The organism is Luteimicrobium xylanilyticum (assembly GCF_009429125.1).
GTDB lineage: Bacteria > Actinomycetota > Actinomycetes > Actinomycetales > Cellulomonadaceae > Luteimicrobium > Luteimicrobium xylanilyticum.
The window spans coordinates 1,842,080-1,860,296 of sequence record NZ_CP045529.1; the positions used below are offsets into that span (position 1 = coordinate 1,842,080).

The 18,217-nt window shown below is 75.4% G+C and carries 16 protein-coding genes; 10 read left to right on the forward strand and 6 right to left on the reverse strand.

Features of this window, described 5'->3' with window-relative positions; genetic code table 11:
- Positions 1–30 precede the first annotated feature (30 nt).
- Positions 31–642 carry a nucleotidyltransferase family protein gene (locus tag KDY119_RS08150; protein ID WP_227994574.1) on the forward strand — a complete coding sequence of 204 codons (612 nt, stop codon included), beginning with the start codon at positions 31–33 and terminating at the stop codon, positions 640–642.
- Positions 643–656: 14 nt separating this feature from the next.
- Here the strand turns inward: KDY119_RS08150 and KDY119_RS08155 are convergent, their stop codons facing one another.
- Positions 657–1,220, reverse strand: a complete 564-nt coding sequence (locus tag KDY119_RS08155; RefSeq protein WP_153022176.1) for a DUF2231 domain-containing protein — start codon at positions 1,218–1,220, stop codon at positions 657–659.
- Between the two features lie 119 nt (positions 1,221–1,339).
- On the opposite strand from KDY119_RS08155, the gene KDY119_RS08160 reads away from it, so the two are divergent.
- From KDY119_RS08160 to KDY119_RS08185, 6 genes are all read left to right on the forward strand, one after another.
- Entirely contained in the window at positions 1,340–2,266 is a 927-nt protein-coding gene (locus KDY119_RS08160) for an NADP-dependent oxidoreductase (protein ID WP_036950415.1), read from the forward strand.
- Between the two features lie 65 nt (positions 2,267–2,331).
- Positions 2,332–3,186, forward strand: coding sequence for an ABC transporter ATP-binding protein (locus tag KDY119_RS08165; RefSeq protein ID WP_153022177.1), 855 nt, complete (start codon positions 2,332–2,334; stop codon positions 3,184–3,186).
- 67 nt (positions 3,187–3,253) lie between these two features.
- Positions 3,254–4,276, forward strand: a complete 1,023-nt coding sequence (locus KDY119_RS08170) for an ABC transporter substrate-binding protein (protein ID WP_153022706.1) — start codon at positions 3,254–3,256, stop codon at positions 4,274–4,276.
- A 7-nt stretch (positions 4,277–4,283) separates the two neighbouring features.
- Positions 4,284–6,440 carry an iron ABC transporter permease gene (locus KDY119_RS08175; protein ID WP_153022178.1) on the forward strand — a complete coding sequence of 719 codons (2,157 nt, stop codon included), beginning with the start codon at positions 4,284–4,286 and terminating at the stop codon, positions 6,438–6,440.
- A gap of 137 nt (positions 6,441–6,577) precedes the next feature.
- Positions 6,578–7,558, forward strand: coding sequence for a siderophore-interacting protein (locus KDY119_RS08180; protein ID WP_036950410.1), 981 nt, complete (start codon positions 6,578–6,580; stop codon positions 7,556–7,558).
- Positions 7,559–7,739: 181 nt separating this feature from the next.
- Positions 7,740–8,969 (forward strand): RtcB family protein, encoded by a 1,230-nt coding sequence (locus KDY119_RS08185; RefSeq protein ID WP_083890852.1) that lies wholly within the window; start codon positions 7,740–7,742, stop codon positions 8,967–8,969.
- A gap of 25 nt (positions 8,970–8,994) precedes the next feature.
- Here the strand turns inward: KDY119_RS08185 and KDY119_RS08190 are convergent, their stop codons facing one another.
- The 4 genes from KDY119_RS08190 to KDY119_RS08205 all read right to left on the reverse strand — a co-directional run bounded on the left by KDY119_RS08190 (position 8,995) and on the right by KDY119_RS08205 (position 11,220).
- Positions 8,995–9,702, reverse strand: coding sequence for a DUF1361 domain-containing protein (locus KDY119_RS08190; protein ID WP_051136572.1), 708 nt, complete (start codon positions 9,700–9,702; stop codon positions 8,995–8,997).
- Between the two features lie 28 nt (positions 9,703–9,730).
- Positions 9,731–10,309 (reverse strand): YbaK/EbsC family protein, encoded by a 579-nt coding sequence (locus KDY119_RS08195; RefSeq protein ID WP_036950409.1) that lies wholly within the window; start codon positions 10,307–10,309, stop codon positions 9,731–9,733.
- Between the two features lie 44 nt (positions 10,310–10,353).
- Positions 10,354–10,911 (reverse strand): YbhB/YbcL family Raf kinase inhibitor-like protein, encoded by a 558-nt coding sequence (locus KDY119_RS08200; protein WP_036951089.1) that lies wholly within the window; start codon positions 10,909–10,911, stop codon positions 10,354–10,356.
- Positions 10,912–11,061: 150 nt separating this feature from the next.
- A complete protein-coding gene (locus KDY119_RS08205) occupies positions 11,062–11,220 on the reverse strand; it encodes a hypothetical protein (RefSeq protein ID WP_153022179.1) in 159 nt (52 codons plus the stop codon).
- Between the two features lie 282 nt (positions 11,221–11,502).
- Here KDY119_RS08205 and KDY119_RS08210 point away from each other — a divergent pair, with 282 nt between their 5' ends.
- From KDY119_RS08210 to KDY119_RS08220, 3 genes are read left to right on the forward strand one after another with little or no spacing between them, the layout of a single operon-like run.
- A complete protein-coding gene (locus KDY119_RS08210; protein ID WP_227994576.1) occupies positions 11,503–12,213 on the forward strand; it encodes a hypothetical protein in 711 nt (236 codons plus the stop codon).
- A 5-nt stretch (positions 12,214–12,218) separates the two neighbouring features.
- A complete protein-coding gene (locus KDY119_RS08215) occupies positions 12,219–13,919 on the forward strand; it encodes a Y-family DNA polymerase (RefSeq protein ID WP_153022707.1) in 1,701 nt (566 codons plus the stop codon).
- Positions 13,912–17,274: an error-prone DNA polymerase gene (locus KDY119_RS08220; RefSeq protein ID WP_153022181.1), complete on the forward strand. Its 3,363-nt coding sequence runs from the start codon at positions 13,912–13,914 to the stop codon at positions 17,272–17,274. The genes KDY119_RS08215 and KDY119_RS08220 overlap by 8 nt, the downstream gene beginning before the upstream one ends.
- Positions 17,275–17,284: 10 nt before the next feature.
- On the opposite strand, the gene KDY119_RS08225 is transcribed toward KDY119_RS08220, so the two are convergent.
- Positions 17,285–18,208, reverse strand: coding sequence for a hypothetical protein (locus KDY119_RS08225; RefSeq protein ID WP_036950402.1), 924 nt, complete (start codon positions 18,206–18,208; stop codon positions 17,285–17,287).
- Positions 18,209–18,217: the final 9 nt, after the last annotated feature.

Sequence of the window (18,217 nt, forward strand, 5' to 3'; positions counted from 1 at the left end):
GCCGTCACCTACCCGCGACTGAGGTGTGCATTGACCGACGAGAGCACGACGCCGGCGGACCCGCCCGGACGCGGCAGCCCGGACGGCTCGGCGCTGCGCGAGGCGCTCAAGGCGGCGGGCGTCGCGCTCAAGCAGGCCGACGTCCCGTTCGCCCTGTGCGGTGGGTTCGCCGCCTGGGTCCGGGGCGCGCCCGAGCCGTCGCACGACGTCGACTTCGTCGTCCCGCCCGGGCACGCGGACGCAGCTCGGGAGGCGCTCGCGGACGCCGGCTTCGACGTCGTGCAGCCGCCCGAGGACTGGCTCTTCAAGGCGTTCCGCGGCGAGGCGATGGTCGACGTGATCCTGCGGCTCTCGGGGGAGCCGATCACGGAGGCGGACGTCGAGGACTCCGACGAGCTCGACGTGCTGTCGGTTCGGCTCCCCGTGCTGCCCGCGACCGAGCTGCTGGTCTCCCGGCTGACGCCGTTGTCCGAGCACTACTGCGACCTGGCGCCCCAGCTCGCGGTCGCCCGGGCGCTGCGTGAGCAGGTCGACTGGGACGAGGTCGCGCGCCGGACGGCGGCCAACCCGTTCGCTCGCGCGTTCCTGTTCCTGCTCGGCGAGCTCGACGTGGTCGTCGTCGGCGGCGTGGGGGCCGGGTAGGCGCCGCCGCCCGGTCACCCGCGGTCGGGCACGTCCTCGACGAACACGAGGTGGCCGCCGAGGTAGGCACCCGCCCCCGCGGCGCCCGTGCCGGCGAGGGCGAGCAGGACGCCGCGCGCCCGGTGCCCGCGGCGGCGGGCCACCCACGAGCCGGCGAGGAGGGCGGCCCCTGCGCTGTTGAGCGCGGCGTGCGCGGCACCGGCGCCACGGGCCGGCGGCTCGGTCGTGCGCCAGTCGGCGAGCCCGGCGAGCGCGGTCGGGGCGACGGCCAGGAGACCGAGGCCGACGAGCCGTCGCGCGGCCCGTTCGTAGCGGCGCCCGGAGAGGTCGAGGACGACGGCGGACGTCCACAGCCCGATGGGCACGTCGCTCAGCGCGGGGTGGAGCGGGTGCCCGAGCGGCTTCCCCCGGAGCACGGAGTCGAGGGTGCCGCCGCGCGGCACGAGGTCGGCGAGCCGCTGGAGGGGCTCGACCAGACGGGACGCCAGCGACGACGTCGCCGCGGCCTCGGCGAGCCTGGTCGGCAGGGGGGCGGTGTCGGTGGTGGAAGGCTCGGTGGACGGCTCGGCGGACGGCATGGCGGTCCCTCTCGTGGACGGACACGGGCCGTTTCCTCGACCCGTTTCCGACGCTAGCCCGCGCCCGGGTCGTACGCCGTGCGGGAATGCCGGGCCGGGTGCGCCGGGTTGCGCCGGACATGCGTGCCATCACCTACGACCGCCACGGCGGCGCCGACGTCCTGCAGCTCACCGACCAGCCGGTCCCCGCCGTGGGGCCGGACTCGGTCCTCGTGCGGGTCCGCGCGGCCGCCGTGAACCCGGTGGACCTCTACGTCCGCGCCGGCGGACTCGACGCCCTGATGGACACCCAGTTCCCGGTGGTTCCGGGGTGGGACGTGGCGGGCGTCGTCGAGCGCGTCGGCCTGGACGTGCCCGAGCTCGCCGTGGGCGACGAGGTGTTCGGCTACGTGCGCAAGGACTGGGTGCACGGCGGGACGTTCGCGGAGTACGTCGCGGCGCCGGTGCGGACGCTCGCGCGCAAGCCTGCAGCGCTCTCGTTCGAGGAGGCGGCCGGCGTGCCGCTCGCCGGGCTGACAGCCTTCCAGACGATCCGCCGGGCGGGGCTGGGTGCGGGGCAGACCGTCCTGGTGCACGGGGCCTCGGGAGGGGTGGGGTCGTTCGCCGTGCAGATCGCGCGCTCGGTCGGCGCCCGCGTGATCGGTACGGCCTCCGAGCGCAACCTCGACTACCTGCGTGGGCTCGGCGCCGAGCCGGTCGCCCACGGGGACGGCCTCGTGGGGCGTGTGCGGGCCCTGGCGCCCGACGGCGTGGACGTCGTCCTCGACTACGCCGGCCACGGTCTCGTCGCGCAGGCTCCGGACCTCCTCGCGGCGGGTGGCGTCGTGGTGTCGATCGTCGACGCGGCGGCACGGGACCTGCCCGGCGGCGTGTACGCGTGGGTGCGGCCGTCGTCGTCGGACCTGGCGGAGCTGGCGCGCCTGGCGGACGCGGGGGAGCTGTCCGTGCACGTGGACCGGGTGCTCGAGCTGGAGGACGCGGCCGAGGCGCACCGTCTCGTGGAGGCGGGGCAGGGCCGGGGCAAGGTGGTCGTGCGGGTGAGATGAGCCACACGGCTTTTCGACACACGGGGCTTGCGTAAAGTCCACCCGGTTCGGTTAGGCTCCCCTTCGTGAGCCAATCCTTACCCGCGCTCGCGGGCGCCGACCTCGAGCTCGCGTACGACGGTCGCACCGTCGTGCACGGCGCCGGCCTCGCGCTGCGTGCCGGCGAGGTGACGGCGCTCGTCGGACCCAACGGGTCCGGCAAGTCGACGCTCCTGCGCTCGCTCGCGCGCCTGCACGCGCCCGTCGCGGGCACGGTCACGCTCGCCGACGACGCCGCGGGGCCGACCGGGCTCGACGCCCTCACCCTGCACGCCAAGGACTTCGCGCGGCGCGTGACCCTCCTGTCGCAGTCCCGGCCCACGCCCGCGGGCGTCAGCGTGCGCGACGTCGTCGCCTACGGGCGTCACCCCTACCGCGGCCGGTTCGGAACCGGCGACGCCGCAGGTCGCGACGTCGTCGAGCGGGCCATGGTCCTCACCGGGGTCGCGGCGATGGCCGACCGCCCCGTCGACGAGCTGTCCGGCGGGGAGCTCCAGCGCGTGTGGCTCGCGACGTGCCTCGCGCAGGACACGGGCGTCGTCCTGCTCGACGAGCCCACCACCTACCTCGACCTGCGCTACCAGGTCGAGACCCTCGATCTCGTCCGCGACCTCGCGGACGTCCACGGCGTGGCTGTCGGCGTCGTGCTCCACGACCTGGACCAGGCCGCCGCGGTCGCCGACCGGGTCGTGCTGCTGCACTCCGGCGTCGTCCGCGCCGACGGCACGCCCGCCGAGGTGCTGCAGGCCGGCCTGCTCACCGAGGTCTACGGGCTGCGCATCGACGTCCACGTCGACGACGGCGGCCGCGTGCGCACGCACCCGGTCGGGCGCCACACCGCCCGGCACACCCGCCCGGCCCCGGTGCCGGCACCTGCCTGACCTCCTCCGCGGGCCCGGCCCCGCACCACGACCCCTCCCTCACCACGACCGAAGGACCCCCGTGTCTCTGACCGCCCGCCGCCCTGCCCGTCGCCGCGTCCTCGCGGCCGCGACCGTCGCCTCCGCGACGCTCGTCGCGCTCGCCCTGGCCGCGTGCGGCACGACCGAGGACCCCGCCGACGCGGCCGGGTCCCCGACCGACACCACGACGACCGCGAGCGGCCCCGTCGAGCTGACCGACGAGCGGGGCACCGTCCACCTCGACGAGCCCGCGACCAAGGTCGTCTCGCTCGAGTGGGGCCTGACCGAGAACCTCGTCGCGCTCGGCGTGAAGCCGGTCGGCGAGGCCGACGTCAAGGGCTACAACACGTGGGACACCTCGGCCCCGATCGACGCCTCGACGCCCGACGTCGGCACGCGCGGCGAGCCGAGCCTCGACGCGATCGTCGCGCTCCACCCGGACCTCGTCGTCACCACGACGGACCTGCCCGAGAACGTCATCAAGCAGATCGCCAAGAAGGTCCCGGTGCTCGCGCTGCGCGGCTCGGACGGCTCCGACCCGATCGGCTACATGCGCCGCACGGTCACCACGCTCGCGAAGGCGACCGGCACCGAGGCGAAGGGCACCCAGGTGCTGGCCGACTTCGACGCGAAGGTCGACGCCGCCAAGGCGGACCTCGAGAAGGCCGGCAAGACCGGTGCGCCGTTCACCATGGCCGACGGCTGGATCGACAACGGGACCGTCTCGGTCCGCATGTACACGCCGGGCTCGTTCCTCGGGGGGATCGCCGAGGAGCTCGGCCTGAAGAACCAGTGGACCACCGGCGGTGACAAGGACTACGGCCTCGCCACCACCGACGTCGAGGGCCTGACCAAGATCACCGACGCCGACACGACCTTCCTGTACGCGGCGAGCGACGACGACGGCGGCGACCCGTTCGCCGTCGGCCTCAAGGACAACAAGGTCTGGAAGCAGCTCCCGTTCGTCTCGGCCGGGAACGTCAAGCGCATCCCCGACGGCATCTGGATGTTCGGCGGCCCGCTGTCCGCCGAGCGCTACGTCGACGCCGTCGTCGACGCGCTGAGCTGATCCCCCAGTGACGACGCTCGAGCGCCCGCCGGGCCGCCCCGACACCGCAGGACTCGTGTCCGGGGCCGGCCCGGGCGGGCGCTCGCGCGTCCTCGGGGTCGCGGGCGTCTTCGTCGCCGGCCTCCTCGTGCTCGCCGTCCTGTCGGCGTGGCACCTGACCCAGGGCACGGCCCACCTCGGCGTGGGGGAGCTGCTGCGTGCGGTGTGGCCGTGGTCCGCCGACGACGGGGCGCGGGACACCGCCGTCGCGGTCCTGGTCGCCAGCCGCGTCCCACGCCTGCTCGCGGGCCTGCTCGTCGGGCTCGCGCTCGGCGTCGCGGGCACCGTGCTGCAGTCGGTCGCCCGCAACCCGCTCGCCTCCCCGGACACGCTCGCCGTGAACGCGGGCGCGTACGTCTCGGTCGTCGCGGTCGCGGCGTTCGGGCTGGCCCTGCCGTTCTTCGCGAACGGCCTCGTGGCGTTCGTCGGCGGGCTGGCCGCCGCGGGGCTCGTCCTCGCGGTCGCGCGCGGTGGCGCCGGCGGACCGACCCGGCTCATCCTCGCGGGCTCGGCCGTCGCCCTCGCGCTCGACGCGCTGACCACCGTCCTGCTCATGCTGTTCCAGGAGAAGACGACGGGGCTGTTCGCGTGGGGTGCGGGCACGACCGTCCAGTCCGGCACCCACCAGGTCGCGCTCGCCGCCCCGATCGTCGGCATCGGTGTCGCGGCCACCCTCGTGCTCGCGCACCGGCTCGACGTGCTCGGCCTCGGCGACGACACCGCGACCGTCCTCGGCGTCGACGTGCGCCGCACCCGCGTCGTCGCGATCGTCCTCGCCGTGCTCCTGTCCGCGGCCGCCGTGACCGTGACCGGCCCGATGGGTTTCGTGGGCCTCGGCGCTCCCGTCGTCGCGCGCCTCGTCGCCAGGCGCGTGCCCGGCCTCGGGCGCCACCTGCTCCTCCTGCCGTTCGCCGGGCTCGTCGGCGCGCTCGTCGTGGTCGCCGCCGACGACGTCCTGCGGCTCGTCGTCCCGGCCGACGTCTCGATCTCCGTCCCCACGGGCGTCGTCACGACCCTGTTCGGCGCGAGCCTGCTCGTGTGGCTCGCCCGGCGCCTGCGCGACGGCGGCCCGGCCGCCGCGAGCACCGCCCGCGGCGCCGGGGGAGCGGTGCGCTCCCGGGCCTGGGTGGTCGGCGTCGCCGTCGTGCTCGTCGTGGCGCTCGTGGTCGCGTTCGTCGCCGCGCTCCTGCTGGGCGACCGCGTCGTGCTGCTGGGGGACGTCACCAACTGGGCGCGCGGGCTGTCGGGGGACGAGGTCACGTTCGTGCTGCAGCAGCGCTGGCCGCGGGTCCTCGCGGCCCTGCTGGGCGGCGGCGCGCTGGCGCTCGCGGGCGCGATCGTCCAGGCCGTGTGCCGCAACCCGCTCGCCGAGCCCAGCCTCCTCGGTGTGACGCCCGGCGCGAGCGTCGGGGCGGTCGCCGTCGTGCTGCTCGTGCCCGGCGTCGGGATCTGGCCCGTCATGGGCGCCGCGACCCTCGCCGCGCTCGTCACCTTCGCGCTCGTGTACCGGCTCGCGGCCGGCCGGCGGTCGGGGAAGGGCGGGGGCCGTGGGCTGTCGTCCGACCGCCTCGTCCTGATCGGCGTCGGGGTCAGCGCGGCCGCGGGCGCGATCACCACGCTGATCGTGCTCGGCGCCTCGCCGTGGAACACCAGCCTCGCCCTGACGTGGCTGTCCGGCTCGACGTACGGGCGCACGCTCGACCAGCTCGTGCCGGTCGCGATCTGCCTCGTCGTCGGGTTGCCGCTCGCCCTCGCGGGCGCGCGGAGCCTCGACCTCGTCGCGCTCGACGAGGACGTGCCGCGCGTCCTCGGCGTGTCCCTGGACCGGCTCCGGCTCGGCTACCTCGTGCTCGCTGCCGTCCTGACCGCGGCCGCGGCGTGCGCCGTCGGGGCGCTCGGGTTCGTCGGCCTCGTCGCGCCGCACGCGGCCCGCGCGCTCGTCGGTGCGCGGCACCGGCTCGTCCTGCCTGTCGCCGTCGGGCTGGGTGCGCTGCTCGTGAGCGTCGCCGACACCGTCGGCCGGACCGTCGTCGCTCCCTCGCAGCTCGCCGCAGGACTGGTGACGGCGCTGGTCGGCGCGCCGTACTTCGTCTGGCTGCTCTGGCGCACGCGCGCGGCGCGCTGACGGATGGGGCGGGGTGTGACCCGGTCCACACCGCATTTTCGCGCCGACCTTCTTGCGTAATACCGCCAACCACAGGTTAGGCTCACCTACATGACCCAGGAGCACACCGCGCCGACGACCGACCAGGGCGCCGCCCGATGAGTGTCGACACCGCGACCCGCCCCGACGTCACCACCGAGCCCGCCGCCACCCCCTGGCGTCTCTACGACGTCACCGTCGCACGGGTCGAGCGGCTCAGCCCCACCTTCCTGCGTGTCACCTTCGTCGGCGACGACCTCGACGACTTCGCCTCCGGCGGCCTCGACCAGCGCATCAAGCTCGTCCTGCCGGCCGCCGAGGGCGGCTACCGTCACCTGCCCCGCGGCGAGGACTGGTACGGGGTCTGGCGCTCCCAGCCCGACGAGCACCGCTGCGTCCTGCGCACCTACACGGTGCGGTCCGTCCGCCGCGGCATCCCCGGCCTGCCGGCCGAGGTCGACGTCGACTTCGCCCTCCACGGCGAGACCGGCCCAGCCGCCCGGTGGGCGCTCGCGGCCCGCCCCGGCGACCAGGTCGTCGTCATGGGTCCGAACGGCCGTCACGGCGGCCCCTACGGCGGGATCGAGTTCACGCCCGGCGCGGGCGCCGACACCTTCCTCGTCGTGGGCGACGAGACCGCCGTCCCCGCCGTCTCCGCGATCCTCGAGCACCTCGCGACCCGCGTCGCCGACGGTCACCCCGTCACGGGCGAGGTCCTGCTCGAGGTGCCCTGCGCCGACGACGTCCTCGACCTCGTCGTGCCCCCGGGCGTCACGCTCACCTGGGTCGTGCGCGACGGCGCCCCCCACGGCGAGCGCCTCGTCCCGCTCGTGCGCGCCGCGTCCGCCCGGATCCTCGCGGGCTGCGCCGGCACCGGCGAGGAGCCCCCGGAGGTCGACATCGACGGCGAGCTCCTCTGGGAGGTCCCCGTCGACGACGCCGGGTCGCCGCTCGCGCCGACCGCCCCGCTGTACGCGTGGCTCGCCGGCGAGGCGTCCGTGATCCGCACGCTGCGCCGCCACCTCGTCCGCGACTGCGGGATCGACCGCAAGGCCGTCGCGTTCATGGGCTACTGGAGGCTCGGCCGCGCCGAGATGTGACGCGCACCCACTCCTCGCCGACCGCGGGATCGCCGCCCGTCCGGCACGCTGACGGACGGACGGAGCGTGCTCGGGGGGAGGGCCCCGTGCTCGAGCTGTCCCGCAGGTCTGGCGACCGCGCGCCGGCATGCCTGGGGAAAGCTCTCGCGGCACGGTCGCCGTCCTGGCAGGATCGGGCGCCATGTCCACGCAGCACACCGGGGTCACGGAACCCCGGACCTCGAACGACCCGGCCCTCCCGACGGCGCTCACGCCCACGCTCCTGAGCTGGGCGTCCGTCCTCGAGCAGACGACGCGCGAGCAGGCCGAGCGCACCGCCTCGATGCCGTTCGTCTACCCGCACCTCGCGCTCATGCCCGACGCCCACCTGGGCCGCGGTGCGACCGTGGGCTCGGTCATCCCGACCCTTGGCGTGGTGATCCCCGCGGCGGTCGGCGTCGACATCGGCTGCGGCATGATCGCGGTCCGTACCCAGTGGACCGCGGACGAGGTCCGCGCGGCCGGGCCGCTCGCGGACCTGCGTCAGGCGATCGAGCGCGCGATCCCGCTCTCCGCCGGTTCGTACAACCGCAAGGTCGTCGCAACAGCCGCGCCCAGGGTCGAGGAGCTCGAGGCGCTGGCTGCGTCGTCGGGCGTGGACCCGGACGCGGTGACGGGGAGCTGGCGCCTGCAGCTGGGATCCCTGGGCAGCGGAAACCACTTTGCTGAGGCAACAAGTGACGAGACCGGCCAGGTGTGGCTCTTCCTGCACTCCGGCTCGCGGGGCGTCGGCAACAAGATCGCGCAGCGGCACATCAAGGTCGCGGCCGAGCTCTGCGAGCGCTGGTGGATCCCGCTGCCCGACCGGGACCTCGCGTACCTCGTCGAGGGCACGGACGAGTTCTGGGCGTACATCCGCGACCTGCGGTGGGCCCAGGAGTTCGCGCGCCTCAACCGCGAGGAGATGATGGACCGGGTCGTCCGGCAGCTCGCCGAGCACATGGGCTCGGACGTCGAACGGACCGAGCAGGTCAACTGCCACCACAACTTCACGGAGAAGGAACGGCACTACGGCAAGGACGTGTGGGTGTCCCGCAAGGGAGCGATCCGCGCCTACCCGGGTGAGCCTGGGCTGATCCCGGGCTCGATGGGGACCGCGTCGTACGTCGTCGTCGGGAAGGGGGAGCCGCGCTCGCTCTGCTCGAGCCCGCACGGTGCGGGACGGCTGTACTCCCGCACCGCCGCCCGCCGGACGTTCACGCGCGACCAGCTCCGTGAGGCCATGGCCGGCATCGAGTACCGCGACACCGACGCGTTCCTCGACGAGATCCCCGCCGCCTACAAGGACATCGACCAGGTCATGGCCGACGCGGCCGGCCTCGTCGAGATCCGGCACGAGCTCCACCAGCTCGTGAACGTCAAGGGGGACTGATCCTGGTCGACCCGGGTCGCCGGGCTCAGCCGCGCTGCTCCAGCGCGACGAGCCCGGCGATCACGGGGCCGATCACCGCGAGGTACATGAGGGCGAAGAACGCCCCGTACAGCAGCGTGAACATCGCCGGCTGCAGCACGCCGACCTCGCGCACGTGCCCGCCGACCTTGCCCACGAGCGACGACGGGTGCCGCACGTCCCAGCTGTTGAGCCGCACGTACCGGCCCAGGTACATGCCGAGCGCCACGAGCAGCAGGATCACGACGACGAGCCCCCGGGCGTCGGCGGACTCGAGCGGCCCCGCGGCGTCGCCGTAGCGCAGCAGCACGTACTCGACCTGCACCACGAAGACCCCGAGCACGGTGTTGAGCACCCCCGACATCGCGAGCGAGATCACGAGCGCGATGTCGTACCAGAGCGGGACCTGCTCGCCCTCCTTGCGGTGGGAGAGGTTGAGCTCGGTCACGAGGTAGCCGGAGTTCGGCAGGAGCAGCAGCCACGCCAGACCCAGCACGACGCCGAGCGCAGCACCGAGCCAGGGGGCGACCAGCCCCGCGGCGAGCGTCGTGACGAGGAGCGCCACGAGGAGCACGACGAGCGGTGCGACCGACAGGGCCAGGTTGAGCAGCATGGGCCGGTAGACCCGGGTCCGGAACGCCGGTCCCCGTGCGAGCACGAGCGCCAGGGCGAGGACGTTCATCCCCACCGCCCCGAGGACGAGGGAGGTCAGCACGCGCGGCCCCGGGCAGCGGGCGGCGTCGTCACGAGGCCCGCGGCAGGGCGAGCCCCGGGGTGACCTCGACCCCCGGCAGGGTTGCGAGCAGGGCTCCGGGCAGCACGAGCTTCGAGCGTCGTACCCCGGAGCCGATGCAGGCGACCGAGCCCTCGGCCACGGCCAGCGGGTCGAGCAGCACGCGCCAGGCGTCCGGGAGGCCGATCGGTGTGATGCCCCCGTACTCCATGCCCGACTCGGCGACCGCGCGCTCCATCGGCAGGAACGACGCCTTGCGGACGTCGAGCAGCGCCTTGACGCGCCCGTTCACGTCCGCCCGGGTGGTCGCCCGCACGACGGCGGCGGCGACACGCTCCTCGCCCGCGCGTCGTCCGGCCACGAGCACGCAGTTCGCGGACAGCTCGAACGGGATCTCGTACGCCGCCGTCATCGCGTCGGTGTCCGCGTCGGCCGGGTCGATCTCGGCGCACACCACCAGCTCGGCGACCTCGGGCACCCGCTCGGCCCAGCGCACGAGCGCCGCGTGGACCGAGGGTGCGACGAGGTCCGGGTGGGCGAGCGCGGGCTCCCAGTCGAGCGTGCCCACCTGCAGCGCCGACGGCGTCACGCTCCCCGGTCTGCTCGTGCCCGACGGCGCAGGTGCGGCCTCGTTCACGCGTCCGCCGCCGGGCGGGCGTACGTCACGGTCAGGGTCGCGCGCGCGAGCGTGTGGAAGAGCGTGTTGAACGCCACCGCGGTCGCGCTCGTGCCGGCGTCGACGCCCAGGTGCTCGACGTCGAGTGCGTGGACGGCGAACACGTACCGGTGCGGTCGGTCGCCGGGCGGCGGGCCGGCGCCCTCGTAGCCGTCGGTCCCGCCGTCGCTCTTCGCCTGGAACGCGCCGTCCGGAAGGGCGAGCAGCGAGGCCGGCCCGGTCGTCGTCGCGGCGCCCGTGGCGAGCGACGTCACGGACGCGGGCACGTCGACGAGCGTCCAGTGCCAGTAGCCCGCGGGCGTGGGCGCGTCGGGGTCGAACAGGTTCACCACGAAGGACCGGGTGCCTTCGGGGAACCCGGACCAGGCGAGCGCGGGGGACAGGTTCTCGCCGTCCACGGTGAAGCGCGGGTCGATCGGGTCGCCCTCGGTGAGGTCCGTGCTCGTCAGCGTGAACGACGGGACCTGCGGGAGCAGCGAGTAGGGGTCGGGCGGGACGGGTCGCGTGAGGTCCATGAGCCCCATTGTGGGACACGGCGGGCGGATCGCACCCGGGGCATCCCTCCGCGGTGGCCTCCGGTTGACGGCACCCCGGGCGAGGGCGTTGACTGGTGGTGTTCGAACAGGTGTTCGAAACCATCTCTTCGAGCTGTACCACCAGCACCGCTAGCACCACCAGGAGGCGCGATGACCCTCGTCGACGCCTTCGGCCCGGCGGCCGCCCAGGTCGTTGATCGTGCCGCCGTTGATCGTGCCGCCGTCGATCGTGCCGCTCTGGCACGGGCCGTCCTGGCGAACGCCGAGCAGCGTACCGGCGTGCGGCACGCCGCCGCCGAGCGGGACTGGGTGCGCACCTGGGCGGAGCCGCAGGCGGCCCCCGAGACCGTCACGTCTGTGCCTGCCGTGTCTGTGCCTGCCGTGTCTGTGCCTGCCGTGTCTGTGCCTGCCGTGTCTGTGCCTGCCGTGTCTGTGCCTGCCGTGTCTGTGCCTGCCGTGTCTGTGCCTGCCGTGTCTGTGCCTGCCGTGTCTGTGCCTGCCGTGTCTGTGCCTGCCGTGTCTGTGCCTGCCGTGTCTGTGCCTGCCGTGTCTGTGCCTGCCGTGTCTGCCGTGTCTGTGCCTGCCGTGTCCGAGACCGCCGTGTCCGGGCCCGTCGCGTCCGGCTCCGACCTTCCCGTCGCGGCGGAGGTCCGGCACCTGCTGCCCGGCGGGGTCCTGCGCCGGGGGCGCACGGTCGCCGTGACCGGCTCCCGGTCCCTGCTGCTCGCGCTGCTCGCCCGGGCGTCCGCGGAGGGCGCGTGGGCCGCTGTCGTCGGGCTGCCCGCCCTCGGGCTCGTGGCCGCGGCCGAGGCCGGGATCGACCTGGACCGCCTGGCCCTCGTGCCGGACCCGGGCCTGGACGCCCCCCTGGCCGTCGCGGCGCTCCTCGACGGCATGGACGTCGTGGTCGTGGGGCCCGGGGCGGCGCTCGTCGACGGGGACCGCCGCCGCCTCCAGGCCCGCGCCCGCGAGCGGGGGACCGTGCTCGTGGCGACCGCCGCGTGGCCCGGCGCCCACGTCGTGCTCGATGCCGCCCCCGAGGGCTGGTCCGGGGCGAGCGCCGGGGCGGGCTGGCTGCGCCGCCAGCGTGTCGCCGTCGAGCGGACCGGACGCGCCGGGTGCACCCCGGGCCGCTTCGAGGTCGAGCTCCCGCTGGGGTCCCGGGCGACGGCGTCGTTCCGCGACGCGGCGCCCGGCCCGACGGCGCAGGAGCCACCGGCTGCGGACCCCCGGCCCGCGCACCACCGCCCCGGCCGCCCCGACCTGCGGCTCGTGGGGTGAGCGGCGTGACGACCGATGCGGCCGACGCCGCTGCCCGGACCGCCGTCGTCTGGGTGCCCGACTGGCCCGTCCTCGCCGCGCTGACCGCGGCCGGGCTGACCCCCGACCGTCCCGCGGCCGTGCACGACCACCACGGCATCCTCGCCGCGTCGGCGCTCGCCCGCGCCCAGGGCGTGCGCCGCGGGATGCGCCGCCGCCAGGCCCAGCAGGCGTGCCCCGAGCTCGTCCTCCTCGCCGCCGACGACGTCCGCGACGTGCGCGAGTTCGAGCCCGTCGCCGCGGCCGCGGAGACCGTCGTCGCGGGTCTCGAGGTCGCCCGGCCCGGCCTGCTCCTGCTGCCCGCCGACGGGCCGGCGCGCTACCACGGGTCGGAGGTGGGTCTCGCGGAGGCGCTCGCGGGCGCCGTCGCGCAGCGCACCGGGCACGAGTGCCACGTGGGGGTCGCCGACGGCATCCTCGCGGCCGTCCTCGCGGCCCGCGAGCAGCGGGTCGTGCCCCGGGGGGAGGCCCGTGCGTTCACCGACCCGCGTCCCCTCGGGGACCTCCGGCACGCGGCGACCGTGCCCGGCTCCGCGGCCGACGTCGCCGACCTCGTCGACCTGTGGGGGAGGCTCGGCCTGCGGACCTTCGCCGACCTGCGCGCCCTGCCTGCGCCCGACGTCGAGACCCGGTTCGGGGTGCTCGGCACCTGGGCGCACCGGCTCGCCCGGGGCGAGGACCTGCGTCCGGCCGCGCGGCGCCGGATCGAGCCGGACCTCGCGGTCGGCCGCGAGCTCGACCCGCCCGCCGAGCGCGTCGACACGGCGGCGTTCGTCGCCCGGTCGCTCGCCGAGGAGCTCTACGAGCTGCTGGTCCGGCGCGGGGTCACGTGCGGGCGCCTGCGCATCGAGGCCCGAGCGGTCGACCCGGTGGACGGCACCCCGACCGAGCTCGTGCGCGCCTGGCGCTGCGACGACGAGGCGATCGGCGGGCTGTCCGCCGCGCGCCTGACCGACCGGGTGCGCTGGCAGCTCGAGGGGTGGCTCACGTCCGCGGCGCTGGGCAGGGGCGATCGTCCCGCGCCGATCGTCTTCCTCGGGCTCACGGCCGAGGAGGTCGTGCGCGCCGGTGCCCACCAGGGCGGGCTGTGGGGTGCGTCGAGCGGGCAGGACGCCCGCGCCCGTCGTGCGCTCGAACGCGTCCAGGGCCTGCTCGGCGGGGAGCAGGTGCTCGGGGTGCGCCTCCAGGGCGGCCGCGACGCGCGCGAACGCGTCCAGGTCGCGCCGTGGGGCGACGCCGCGCCCCCCGCCCGCCCCGCCGACCGGCCCTGGCCCGGTGCGCTGCCCGCGCCGTCGCCCGCGAGCGTGCTCGCCGAACCCGTCGCCGTCGTCCTGCTCGACCCCCGCCGGGAGCCGGTGGGCGTGGATGCGCGCGGAGGGCTCGACGCGCCGCCCGCGTTCCTCGTCCGGCCCGCCGCCACCTCCGCGCGGGGACGGCCGGTCGAACGCCGCGAGCACGCCGTCCACCAGTGGGCGGGACCGTGGGTGCTCGACGAGCGCTGGTGGTCTCCCACGGCACGACGCGGCGCCTGGCTGCAGGTCGTGCTCGACGACGGCCGGGCCGCGCTCCTCGCCGGGACGCCGACCGCGGACGCGGGAGCGGGAGCGCCGGCCGGCGCGAGCGACGGGGGCACGACCTCCTGGCGGCTGGAGGCCCTGTATGACTGAGTACGCCGAGCTGCACACCCACTCGGCCTACAGCTTCCTCGACGGCGCGAACCAGCCCGCCGAGCTCGTCGGCGAGGCGCACCGCCTCGGTCTCGCGGGGCTCGCGCTCACCGACCACGACGGTCTGTACGGGGTCGTGAAGTTCGCCGAGGCCGCCCGGCGGGTGAGCCTGCCCACCGTGTTCGGGGCCGAGCTGCACCTGCCCGTCCAGGCCGCCGCCCGGTCCACGGGTCTGCTCGACCCGCACGCCAACCCGTCCACGGGCGTCCTCGACGCGCCCACCGGCGTCCCCGACCCCCGGGCCACGCACCTGCTCGTCCTCGCGCGCAGCCCGCAGGGCTACCGCAACCTGTCCGCGGCGATCGCCGAGGGCCACCTCGAGGCCGGGGTCAAGGGTGCTGCGACCTACCGGCTCGGGGACCTCGCCGACCGGTCGGGCGGCGAGTGGCTGGTCCTCACGGGCTGCCGCAAGGGCACGGTCCGCTCCGCCCTCACCCGGGACTGGTCCCGCGGGGGCACCCCCGGCGTCGTGACGGCCGCGGCCTACGACGACGCGCGGGCCGAGCTCGCCCGGCTCGCGGACGCCTTCGGGCGCGGCGCCGTCGCCGTCGAGGTGACCCGGACGGGGCACCCCTACGACGACGTCGTCTGTGACGCGTTGGCGGCCCTGGCGGACCAGGCCGGTCTGCCGCTCGTCGCGACGGGCGGCGTGCACTACGCGACCCCCGCCGACGCCGACCTCGCCGGGGCGCTCGCGGCCGTCCGCGCCCGCTCGTCGCTCGACGACCTCGACGGCTGGCTGCCCGCCGCCCCCGTCGCGCACCTGCGCTCGGCCGCCGAGATGCTCGCGCTGCACCGCGACCGCCCGGACGCCGTCCCCACCGCCGCGGCGCTCGCGGCCGAGTGCGCGTTCGACCTCGACCTGCTCGCCCCGCAGCTCCCGCCGTACCCGGTGCCGCCGGGACACGACGAGGCGAGCTGGCTGCGCGAGCTCGTGCGGGTCGGGGCGGAGGACCGGTACGGGCCGCCGGACGCCGAACGGGTCCCGGGCGCGTACGCGATGATCGAGCACGAGCTCGGCATCATCGAGCAGCTCGGCTTCCCCGGCTACTTCCTCGTCGTCTACGACATCGTGACGTTCTGCGCCGAGCAGGGGATCCTCGCGCAGGGCCGGGGGTCGGCGGCCAACAGCGCCGTCTGCTACGCGCTCGGGGTGACCGCGGTCGACGCCGTGCAGCACGGCCTGCTGTTCGAGCGCTTCCTCGCCCCCGAGCGTGACGGGCCGCCCGACATCGACGTCGACATCGAGTCGGAGCGGCGCGAGGAGGTCATCCAGCACGTCTACGAGAAGTTCGACCGGCGGCACGCCGCCCAGGTCGCGAACGTCATCTCCTACCGGCCGCGGTCGGCGGTGCGGGACGCCGCCCGGGCGCTCGGGTACGACGTCGGGCAGCAGGACGCCTGGAGCACGTCGATCGAGCGCTGGGGGAGCCTGCGGAACCGGCAGATCGTGGAGACGCCGTGGGGGAGCCGGGACCGCACGCCCCGGGTCACGGTCGACGACCTGTCCGGCATCCCCGACCCCGTCCTGGACCTCGCGGAGCGCATGCTCCGCCTGCCCCGGCACCTGGGCATCCATTCGGGCGGCATGGTGATGTGCGACCGCCCGGTCATCGAGGTGTGCCCGGTCGAGTGGGCGCGCATGGAGGGCCGCACGGTCCTGCAGTGGGACAAGGAGGACTGTGCCGACGCCGGTCTGGTGAAGTTCGACCTGCTCGGCCTCGGGATGCTCACGGCGCTGCGGATCATGTTCGAGCAGGTCCGCGCGCACACGGGCGAGGCGCTGACCCTGCACGGCCTGCCGCAGGAGGACCCGCGCGTCTACGACCTGCTGTGCGCCGCCGACACGGTGGGCGTGTTCCAGGTCGAGTCGCGCGCGCAGATGGCCACGCTCCCGCGCCTGCGGCCACGGCGGTTCTACGACATCGTCGTCGAGGTCGCGCTGATCCGCCCCGGCCCGATCCAGGGGCAGTCCGTGCACCCGTACATCGACCGGGCGCGGAAGCGGAAGCCGGTGACGTTCCTGCACCCCAAGCTCGAGAAGTCGCTCGGCCGCACGCTGGGCGTGCCCCTGTTCCAGGAGCAGCTCATGCAGATGGCGATCGACGTCGCGGACTTCACGCCCGCCGAGGCCGACCGGCTGCGCCGGGCGATGGGCTCGAAGCGCTCGATGGAGCGCATGGAGGAGCTGCGCGACCGCCTGCTCACGGGCATGGCCCGCAACGGGATCACGGGCGCGGCGGCCGAGGAGGTCTACGACAAGCTCAAGGCGTTCGCGGACTTCGGCTTCCCCGAGTCGCACGCGTACTCCTTCGCCTACCTCGTGTACGCGAGCTCGTGGATGAAGGCCCACCGGCCCGCGGCGTTCTACGCCGGCCTGCTCGCGGCGCAGCCGATGGGCTTCTACTCCCCGCAGTCCCTCGTCGCCGACGCGCGGAGGCACGGCCTGGTCGTGCACCGCCCGGACGTGCTCGCATCGGGGGTGCAGGCGGTGATCGAGCCGAAGGCTCGACCTGAGGTCGAGGGTGAGGGCGCTGACCCTCAGGTGGAGGTCGAGGGTGAGGACTCACCCTTCGACTTCTCCGGCCACCCGTTCGCGGTCCGGCTGGGGCTCGCCCAGGTGCGCGGCGTCGGTACGGACGTCGCCCAGCGGATCGTGGACGAGCGCACCGCGCACGGCCCGTTCGGCGATCTGCGCGACCTCGCCCGGCGGGTCCGGCTGACCACCGCCCAGCTCGAGGCGCTCGCGACCGGCGGGGCGCTCGGCTGCTTCGGCGTGACGCGGCGCGAGGCGCTGTGGGCGGCGGGCGCGCTCTCCCAGGAGGGACCGGACCGGCTGCCCGGGGTGTCCGCCGGGGTCGAGGCGCCGACGCTGCCCGGCATGAGCGCCGTCGAGACGGCCGTCGCGGACGTGTGGGCCACGAGCGTGTCGGTGGACAGCTACCCGACCGAGTTCGTGCGCGCCGGCCTCGCCGCCCAGGGCGTCCTGCGGGTCGCGGACGTGCTCGTGCACGAGCGTGACCGGCGCGTCGCGGTCGCGGGCGTCGTCACGCACCGGCAACGGCCCAGCACCGCGGCGGGCGTGACGTTCCTGTCGCTCGAGGACGAGACCGGCATCCTCAACGTGATCTGCACGCAGGGGCTGTGGCGCCGGTTCCAGAAGGTCGCCCGGACCGCGGCCGCGCTCGTCGTGCGTGGCAAGGTCGAGCGCGCCGACGACGCGACGAACCTGCTCGCCGAGCACCTCGCCCCGCTCTCGCTGAAGGTGCCGTCGCGGTCCCGGGACTTCCACTGACCCGCCGTCGTCAGCCGAGGGGTCGCTCCGTCGTGCGGGGCTCCGCGGCGGGGTCGTCACCGTGACGGTCACCGAGCTTGACCGTGAGCTTGACCGCCCGCACCGACGACATCCCCGCCGCGTACAGCGCCGTGCCCACCGACAGCATGACCAGGCCGAGCAGGTGCAGGCCCTCGACCCCCAGGAGGATCAGCCCGACGCGGTCGAGCACGAAGCCCGGGGTCATCGCGACCGCGCTGAGCGCACCGGCTGCCGCCCACGACCCGACGGCCTCCCGCGGGGGCAGCCGTCGCCTGGTGGCGCCGATGATCCGGGCCGGCACGGCCACGAACAGGCCGAGCATGACCGCGAGGGCGACGCCGAGCGTCACGAGGTAGAGCAGCACAGACCCCGCGCGCGGCACCACAAACGCCGCTGCGCCGAGCACCAGGCCGACGACCACCCCCGTCGACACGATCCGACCGATCGCCTTGTTCGCACGACGCGCGGCCGGGGCGATCCGGGGCGGCTCGGCGTCGATCGCGTAGGCGAACACGGTGTTGCACCACAGGGCGGCGACGCTCGCGGCGACGCAGAGCGCGGTGAGCGTGAGGACGCCTTGGACGTGCAGGTCCCGGAACGGCGCCCCGCGCAGCGTGTGGTGCTTGAGGTCCCACATGACGAGCCAGACCCACACGGCCGGGACGAGCTGCACGACGGTCAGCCGCCAGTTGAGGACGAGCAGCCGGATCCCGCGGAGCAGCAGCACGAGCGTCCCGGCCGCCCACGCGAGGGGAAGGAGCCACCGGCGGGACGACCCGAGCCGCCTCGCCCCCGACTCGAGTGCGCGCGGGTCGCCGTCGGCGACGAACCGCGCGAGCAGCACGAGCCGCGCCCCGAGACCCCGGTCGGGCGGGCCGGGCGCGACCGGCGTCGCGGGGCCGTGCTGCGTCACGCTCGGAAC